10 protein-coding genes are annotated in these 7,291 nt (G+C 32.0%); all 10 read right to left on the bottom strand.

From position 1 onward, the window contains the following. Positions 1 to 263: 263 nt before the first annotated feature. Positions 264 to 722 (bottom strand): hypothetical protein, encoded by a 459-nt coding sequence (locus AC1XJX_RS13190; protein WP_482004455.1) that lies wholly within the window; start codon positions 720 to 722, stop codon positions 264 to 266. Between the two features lie 75 nt (positions 723 to 797). Further along, positions 798 to 1,727, bottom strand: a complete 930-nt coding sequence (locus AC1XJX_RS13185; RefSeq protein WP_482004454.1) for a hypothetical protein — start codon at positions 1,725 to 1,727, stop codon at positions 798 to 800. Next, positions 1,715 to 1,930, bottom strand: a complete 216-nt coding sequence (locus tag AC1XJX_RS13180; RefSeq protein WP_482004453.1) for a hypothetical protein — start codon at positions 1,928 to 1,930, stop codon at positions 1,715 to 1,717. The genes AC1XJX_RS13185 and AC1XJX_RS13180 overlap by 13 nt, the downstream gene beginning before the upstream one ends. Then, positions 1,918 to 2,445 carry a hypothetical protein gene (locus tag AC1XJX_RS13175; RefSeq protein ID WP_482004452.1) on the bottom strand — a complete coding sequence of 176 codons (528 nt, stop codon included), beginning with the start codon at positions 2,443 to 2,445 and terminating at the stop codon, positions 1,918 to 1,920. Before AC1XJX_RS13175 ends, AC1XJX_RS13180 begins: the two co-directional genes overlap by 13 nt. Further along, positions 2,442 to 3,089, bottom strand: coding sequence for a DUF6712 family protein (locus AC1XJX_RS13170; RefSeq protein WP_482004451.1), 648 nt, complete (start codon positions 3,087 to 3,089; stop codon positions 2,442 to 2,444). The genes AC1XJX_RS13175 and AC1XJX_RS13170 overlap by 4 nt, the downstream gene beginning before the upstream one ends. After that, positions 3,090 to 3,230, bottom strand: a complete 141-nt coding sequence (locus AC1XJX_RS13165; RefSeq protein WP_482004450.1) for a hypothetical protein — start codon at positions 3,228 to 3,230, stop codon at positions 3,090 to 3,092. Positions 3,231 to 3,234: 4 nt separating this feature from the next. Further along, complete coding sequence (locus AC1XJX_RS13160) at positions 3,235 to 4,461, bottom strand: phage major capsid family protein (protein WP_482004449.1); 1,227 nt, start codon at positions 4,459 to 4,461, stop codon at positions 3,235 to 3,237. 7 nt (positions 4,462 to 4,468) lie between these two features. Further along, entirely contained in the window at positions 4,469 to 5,230 is a 762-nt protein-coding gene (locus tag AC1XJX_RS13155) for a hypothetical protein (protein ID WP_482004448.1), read from the bottom strand. An 84-nt stretch (positions 5,231 to 5,314) separates the two neighbouring features. Then, positions 5,315 to 6,553 carry a phage portal protein gene (locus AC1XJX_RS13150; RefSeq protein WP_482004447.1) on the bottom strand — a complete coding sequence of 413 codons (1,239 nt, stop codon included), beginning with the start codon at positions 6,551 to 6,553 and terminating at the stop codon, positions 5,315 to 5,317. A gap of 249 nt (positions 6,554 to 6,802) precedes the next feature. Next, the coding region (gene terL, locus AC1XJX_RS13145) for a phage terminase large subunit (protein WP_482004446.1) at positions 6,803 to 7,291 on the bottom strand (489 nt) is incomplete at its 5' end.

Here is a 7,291-nt window from a genome sequence, read left to right as displayed (position 1 = left end):
GCTTCTTTAGGTATTTCAATTTCTTCTCTCTCATTCCATCCAATAACCATATAAGCCATATTATTTGACTTTAATATTTTATCGAAATTGTATATAGGCAAATCGCCAATACCTAAGTATATCATGTTTTAAAGGGTTTTTTTACGGTTTAAAGGCTTAAAAAGTGTTAAGCGTTACAGCGTTTGTAGTTGCTCCTTGCGTTGCTGTTTTCAGGTATTACCGTATTTACAAATATAGTAAATTATTTGTTATTTAGAATGATTCTAAATAAATAATCTGTTTATTATTTCATCGTACATAAGAGGTCTTAATATTTCCTGATTTATACGCTCATTGTTTTGTGCTGTTAAAGTGAATATATCACCGTATTCTTCCTCTAACATTTTTGCTTTGCTATCTTGTGAAAATAAAGAGTAACTGTTTAAATCTTCAAAGTGCAAATACATATTATCAAAAAGCCCGCCAGTCCATTCAAAATTATAAGGCTGTCCTGCAATTTTATCTTGTCTAGGTGGGTTGCTTGGATCAATATAATTAGGTGTATTACTTGAATATCTACCTACAACTTGACCTTTACTATTTAAACCTTCTGCAAGTTGCTCATTCTTTAAAATGCCTATAACTTCATCCCTCCTTTTTATTAGAATTTTACGCAAAATATCAGGCAAATCTCTTTTTATATCTGCTATCTCTTTAACGTATGGCTCTAATACATCTACCATTTTAATAAATAACCCCCTCTAAGCAAACTAAAACTAAATAAAACTTACCTAGAGAGGTATTATTATCTCCTTTCTTTATGCTACTGCTGTTTTACTAACAGTCGCTGATTTATAAATAAAACCACCTACAACTATTCCAGCTCTGTTATTAGCGTTATCATATAAAGATACACTAACTACATCACCTGTTGAAATTGCTGTTATTCCTGTAAGTACATAAGTACCAGAGGTAACTGAATCATCACCCCCTGTTGGGTTTGCTGTTACACCGTTAATCTTAACGTTCCATTGCCCGAAAGATGCTCCTGTGAAAACCTCACCACCTTGCTTGTATGATGCTACAACGTTAATTGAAGTATCACTATCGCTAGGAGTTGTTAAAACAATTTTAATCTCGTTTACAGGGCTTGCATTAAGTCCGTTAAAATCATCATCTGCATATTTAATAGCAGGGTTTGACATTTCAGCAGTTTCAAGTAATTGAACTTTAAAAATCTCTCTTGCTGTGTTTTTAGCTAAGATACCTTCTAACAATTCTACCTGATGAATACCTAAAGTAAAGCCTTTTAAACTCTCGCCATCTTGTGCAAGTGTTCCCATTACTTTACCTGTTCCATCAACTACTAACATATCAAATACACCGTTTCCAGATAATGATTTTAGTATTTGTTGGTTAAACATTCCTTTAATAAAACGGAATTTAAACCCGTATAAACCCTCGGTATCTAATACCATTACGCCTCTACCTATATCTTCATAGGCGTTCTCTGATTTATCTTCTTCAACGGATGCAATTTGCTCTAATACGATAATTTTACCATCTGCAACTAATTCAGCTACATACTCATCTGTAAAATCTGTCGCACCATCAAAAGTGTAACCCTGTGGAGTTAACCAAAGTTCTCTGGCTTCTTTAAAAAACGCTTTTGTTCCTTTAGTTCCACTACCTAAAAAGACAGAAGAACCACCAACAGCAACGTTAATTGAACTATCTAATGTTGACATATTAATTTATTTTTTTTATAATTATCTATTTGATTTTTTGTTAACTCATAGCTTTGACCTTTTACGTATCGTATTGCACCATCTCTAGTGCCTACATTATCTAAAAAAGTGTATTTAACTACTGTTTTAACCTTTCGAGGTTTTACAACTTTTGGCTCTATAACCTCTATGTTGTTTATCTCGTTATTTTCTAACTCTGCCATATAATTGTTTTTAGAGTTTCTGTATTAAATTGTATGGTGCAGTTTAATTCGACTGCATCCCATAAATCGATAGTAGCATTTACCGTTTCTTCTGGTTTACCATATTTGCTTTCTGAATAATTAGGTCGTTTAAAAACATTCCAATCATCATTTACTAATTCGGTAACATTAGAGTTTCTTAAACCCTCTACCAAATAATTAGTAAGAGGATTTAAGACTAACTCATAACTTTTTAAGTATCTTTCATCATTAAACAAATCTACTTTTGTTTCTAACATTGCCAAAATAAGTGTACAAGGTCTTTCACATAATAAACCGTTTTCAATATGCTTTTCTTCACTTGGTAATAACCAAATTAATGGGTAACTATCGGTTTTTTTAACCTCTAAATACCTGTTTAATTCGTACTTATCACCCCAACCAAACTTAGTAGTAATCGCTAAATTAAAAGCGTTTAAATCTATTGTTGGTATCTGTGCAACTATATCTCTAATTATGTGTTCTGTGATTATCATATACCTAAAGAGGTTTGAATATCATATAACTTAAACTCAAAATCTGGAAACGCTGTTGCATCAAGTTCGTTGGCATCTGTTAAATACTGATATAAAGAACGTTTGCTATCGTGGTTGCTATAATAATCTAAACCTACATTTCCAAAGGCATTATAAATCAATCTAGGAGTATTACAATAATCCTTTTGATATTGCTCTATAAAACAGTTCCATGCTTTTATATACTTTCCTGTTGGATCGTGATTTTCTGCATTTTTAGAAGTGTTTTTAACTATGCCTGTGGTTGTATAAGTTGATTCATCATTACGTAGGTATTGGCAGTAAACATAAAAAGCTATTAAGCTTTGTTTGTTGTACCCTTTTAACCCTTCCCATCGATAGCTTTTACTATTTATCGAATAATCTCTACCGTTAACTAAATCCTGCCATTTTTGGTCTGCATTTGGCAAATCAATCATAGCTGTTTCTAATTCACGGAAAAGAGGAACACCAAAAGCATTAATTAATAAATCACGCTCATAGTTATCAATAAAAACATCTAACTCACTTTGAGTTGAAGGCGCACCAATAGGCGCAGCACTTATGTCTTTATTGTTTGGAATATATAATATTCCTTTCTGAAAATATGTAGCGTCAATTATCATTTACTTTTTAGGTTTTTCATCTTTAACGTATTTTGCAACTTTGTCGATGTTTACCAAATGACTGGCTAACATTCCATCGTAAGAACCTTTATCGCCCTTTTTTTTGGTTGCAAAATCTTTTGTAAACTCAACTAATTTCATAATACTAAGTTGCTAAAGTTGTTAAAGCTGCTGAAATAGATGTAACTTTCTTAAATCCACCTTTGTCTGCACCTCTTATTAAGAAAGCTAAACGAGTACGAACTTTTAAAGTTTCCATATCTTCTGCAAATTGAGCATCAACATAACCTCTAGATAAAGTGATTCCTGCTTTCTCATATATACGTGCGTAACGTCTATCACCAATTATCATAGTGTTTGCTGCAACTGAATTTTCTTCTAATACAACTAAGCCTGCAACATTTGAACCATCACGAGAAACAAAAGGAGGTATAACATAATTGTTATTAGCATCTTTTTTAAGTTTCATTTTGTTGATGTCTGAAATGTTCATCAAAGCAAAGTCTGGTTGATATTTAGAACCACCTGTTGCGGTGATGCTTTCAGAAACTTTAACAGCTAAATCATAAATAGAAGCATCTGTAATACCAGAAGCAACAGGTGTATAAGCATCAATACTAGCCACTAAACCTGTGATAGTATTAGAAGCACCCGTAGCGTTTATAATATCATTGTTTCTTTTGATTTTCACGTTTGTATCTAAGAACATATTAAGTTCTGCTGCAAACATGGCTTCATCTTCGTAAAATTCCTCTGTAACAGGTAAAGTATCACCAATTTTTTGAATTGAAATAGTACCTTTTACCCATTTAGCAGTTGATTCTGGAAATGCTGCACCTTCAGCTACTGCTGCCGCTGCTCTTGCTATTGTTGCTTGATCCCAATCATAATAAGTAATAACACCGTTATTATTTGATTCTGAAACAGGAATTTTTCTAAATAAGTCATAAGCGGTTAATTTAGCGTGTGCTAATTGTCCGATGTCTGATAATTCCATAGTTTGTGCGTTACTTGCAACACTTGCTCTAACTGTATCAGCTTTAACAACTATTTCTTTTGCGCTTAAACCTTTAGCAACATTTTTAATGTCTGCCATTTTTTCTTTAAGTGATTCACCTAAAGATTTTCCTGTTTGTAACATTCCACTTTCTTTTAACTTGGTTAATTCCTCACCTTGTTCTCTAATGATGCCTTCTAATTTCTCAATAGCATCTACTTTAACCAATCCTTTAAGACCATCTGTCTTGAATTGCTCTAAAGCATCTTGTACTTTTTGCAAATCTTCTTTTGTTGAAGCGTTTGCTAATTCTGACTTAAAACCATCAATCTTGTCATTGATTTCTAAAGCCATTTCTTCTGCTGTTTTGCTCATTGCTTTTTTAAATTTTAATGTTTTTAAATAAATTTTCGATTTCTTGAAGTGATTTATCGGCTTCGGCTTTTTGAGTATCTTGCGATGGCTCTATTTTTGTTTCCCCTAATGTGGGAGTTAACTCATTGCTACCTAATAAAACTGCGCTTATTTCTATTAATTTGGCTTCACGTACCAACCAGAAATAACCCTTTGATTCTGCATAGTCTTTATTTCCTATACTATCAATATTATCATTCCATAGTTTGTATTCCTCTTTATAATCTTCGTCATTAACCGCTAAATCAATCTTTACATATTGCATCCCTACACTATGTTGATTTATTTTATTAGCTTTATATTCGTTGTATATTTGTGCGTTGTATTCTTTAATTATTTCGGTGTCCATAAACAACGCTTCTGTTGTTCCATTAGCATTAACACCTAAATCTTTCCACGAAATACTTTGCTCATATACTTTTAATGGTTCACCTACTTTAGAGGTTATCTTAAATTCGTGATCGTGTAAGTGAAATATTTTATCTTGTCTTTCTTTTATTGACTTTGTAAAAACACCTTTAGCATGAACATCATCATGCGAATCCATAAATAAATATGTATTACCTACAATGGTTCTTTCTAACTTTGTTTCTGAATTAGAGTATAAACCCTTTGCAACTGTTTGAGTGTTTAAAACAGTATTTAAACCATTAGTAAACTTTTGTGTTGCTTTCTTTAGGTTTATAAGTTCTGCCTTATTCTCTACAAGGTTTTTTATAAAGTCTTTCATTTCTTAACTATTTTTTTATCTTTTAAAGCTTGCTCTTTTTTAGCAACTACTTCTTTTAAAGCTTTTATCTGTTCTGGTGTTAACTTATTTTTCATCTGTTATACTTATACCTTGATTAGCAAATATTTGATTAGCTTCTTCATTTGTAAGTCCTGCCTGTATTAAGTTTCTGTATGCTGTGGCTATTTTAAGTAGCTTATCTGCCTTTTTATCTTCTGTGTGCTGCATAACAGGTAAATGAGAAAAAGAAGCCTTGATTGGTGTACCTTCTAAACCGAAGTAGCTTGTCCATGAGTTTGCTAAATCATCAGCAATACTCTGAACCGTATTTTGCACAAACCCTATTAAGGCTTCTTTTTGATTTTCAAAGGTTGACCCTTTCATATATGTATCATACAACTCATTTGGCACTTCAAAAGCTTCACGCACTAAGTTGGCATTACTAATAAGGCTTTCATGTAGTCCTAACTCTTTTAAAGGAATATGCAGGCTCTTATGTCCTACTTCATTTTTTAAAGCTATTGACCTTTTTTTACCATAGCCAAAACCATAATTGTTCATCAAACTGCTTTCGATATTTTTTTTATCGTCTGCATCTAATTGTAATGAAATACCCAAATTACCACCTTTAGACTGCCCCCCGAAAAACATTTCACGCCCATTGGTTTGAATCATTACATTTTCAGCATCACCAATTAATCCAATGTTAGATATTTGCTTTATAATACTGTCTAATCTTGAAGGCGCAGTTATAAAACTATCCTTTTCATCACTTAAAGAATTAGTTAAATCGTAAAATGGTATGATAGAATTTAATTCAAAACTTGATTTATAATCATCAAACTCATAAGTAAATTTTTGTTTATAGTATTCTTTTGTTTCTTTATCGGTCCAAACCATAGGGTTTAGCATCTTATTTGGAAACTCAATACATGATGATTTTAAATTATAAATTGATGTAGGCGCAAATCCAACCGCTTTATAAGGTTTTTGATATACCCATCCATAAGTGGATTTAAACCATTCAAACTGCTTTAAAAAGTCTTGTTTGCTTTGATGTGGATTAGGATTGTTTAAAAGCTTAATTAAATCATTATCGAAGTTTTTATCACCATTAGCATCTTCAATAAAAAACTCTGCTTGACTTAGTAATTTGGCTCTAATTTCAACACACGAACTAATAACAGGGTTTTCTTTAGCTATTTTAAGCTTATCAATACCACCTAAAAAAGCAGTATTACCCTCTTTAACTGAATAGTAATGAGAACCATCAGAAAGGCGTGTATAACCTATTTTACCAAGAATATTGTCTAATAAACCCATAAAAAAAGACTTACTACAAATCGATTAATATAGTAAGTCTTCAAATATACGTATTTATTCTTTATTTAGAATGATTCTAAATAACAATTTTTTAAAAAATATATTTTTTTATTAACATTTTTTTACGTATGTCAATATTTTTTTATATTTTAGTGGTCGAGGTAGAGTTGAATCCTGCTGAACTGAACAGTAAAATTAACATTATGAAGTACTTTAGTTAAACCCTGTCGAAGTCGTTGGCAGGGTTTTTTAATTCCATTTACTCTGATATAAATCTCTAGCCAACGCAACTAATAAAGCAATACTATCTGGTGAATCGTCATGCTCTGCTTTACCATCTTTAGTATAGTTAAATAACTGCTTCATGGCTTTGTCGTAATCACTCCCTATCTCATAATCGTTTCTAAAAACTACATAGTTACGGACAAAGTGAGCGTTTTGAATGATTCTACTGTGTTTGTTTGTTGATTGATGCACTCCAATTATTCCTGTGCCTTTAACCTCTTGGTTAACTTGTTTGAGAAATAAAGAGCCATGATTGTTAGTTTCAATAGCCAAGTAGTCTAATTTATGATGTCTGGTTAATTGTGTAGATACAGGTATTGTGTATTCTGTGTTTTCTGTTGTAAAGAGCCAATCAGTAATATAAATTTTATCTGCTATAATATAACCTATTGGGAAGCTTAAAGCATCTTCGCCCTCGTCTGCTACGTCTATCGCTCCAATCTTACCTTCTAA

Source organism: Flaviramulus sp. (assembly GCF_982512915.1).
This window is presented reverse-complemented; position numbering and strand designations above follow the sequence as displayed.

Excerpts from the sequence above, each read along its gene's own strand:
- AC1XJX_RS13180 (WP_482004453.1), bottom strand. The coding sequence starts at position 1,930 with ATGGCAGAGTTAGAAAATAACGAGATAAACAACATAGAGGTTATAGAG.
- AC1XJX_RS13175 (WP_482004452.1), bottom strand. The coding sequence starts at position 2,445 with ATGATAATCACAGAACACATAATTAGAGATATAGTTGCACAGATACCA.
- AC1XJX_RS13150 (WP_482004447.1), bottom strand. The coding sequence starts at position 6,553 with ATGGGTTTATTAGACAATATTCTTGGTAAAATAGGTTATACACGCCTT.
- AC1XJX_RS13165 (WP_482004450.1), bottom strand. The coding sequence starts at position 3,230 with ATGAAATTAGTTGAGTTTACAAAAGATTTTGCAACCAAAAAAAAGGGC.
- AC1XJX_RS13170 (WP_482004451.1), bottom strand. The coding sequence starts at position 3,089 with ATGATAATTGACGCTACATATTTTCAGAAAGGAATATTATATATTCCA.
- AC1XJX_RS13185 (WP_482004454.1), bottom strand. The coding sequence starts at position 1,727 with ATGTCAACATTAGATAGTTCAATTAACGTTGCTGTTGGTGGTTCTTCT.
- AC1XJX_RS13155 (WP_482004448.1), bottom strand. The coding sequence starts at position 5,230 with ATGAAAGACTTTATAAAAAACCTTGTAGAGAATAAGGCAGAACTTATA.
- AC1XJX_RS13190 (WP_482004455.1), bottom strand. The coding sequence starts at position 722 with ATGGTAGATGTATTAGAGCCATACGTTAAAGAGATAGCAGATATAAAA.
- AC1XJX_RS13160 (WP_482004449.1), bottom strand. The coding sequence starts at position 4,461 with ATGAGCAAAACAGCAGAAGAAATGGCTTTAGAAATCAATGACAAGATT.